Consider the following 513-nt stretch of genomic DNA (forward strand, 5'->3'; position numbering starts at 1 on the left):
TTTTTTTATAAATTAATTTGTCTACATATTTTTTAATTGCATAATGAATTTTCGAATCTTTACTTTCAACAGAACAAGATAAAACTGTAAAGAAAGGAACGCTTAATGTAGAAGAAAAATTATTATATTTTTTATCTTTTTCATTTGAATTTATCGAACTTTCTTTTTATTTTTTAATATTTTTAAACGATCTTTTCAATCGTCACTAGCATATTTTTTAAAATCATAAATTGATAATAAATATTTAAAATTAGTTACACTAAATTCTAAATTTTTAATCATAATTTTTTCATTTTTTATTTTTTGTTCAACAAAATTTTTTAGACCTTTTTTCAATCATTTATTTACTTTTTGTAGTTCTAGTTTATCATTAAAGATAGAAACAAAAATAATGAAAAACATTTTACTTTTGTTTCATAATTTATGATTTTTATTCACAAAAGAAATAGAAAACTCTGAATTTTTCTTTATTATTTCTTCAATTGTTTTTTCTGCTTTTTCTATGCTTTTTCT

1 protein-coding gene is annotated in these 513 nt (G+C 17.9%); it reads right to left on the reverse strand.

What is annotated here, in order from left to right; all coding sequences use genetic code 4:
- Positions 1-150: 150 nt before the first annotated feature.
- On the reverse strand, positions 151-513 hold a 363-nt coding region (locus ACXX89_RS04005; RefSeq protein ID WP_458557740.1), incomplete at its 5' end, for a hypothetical protein.

It is taken from the genome of Mycoplasma sp. 1012 (assembly GCF_054343455.1).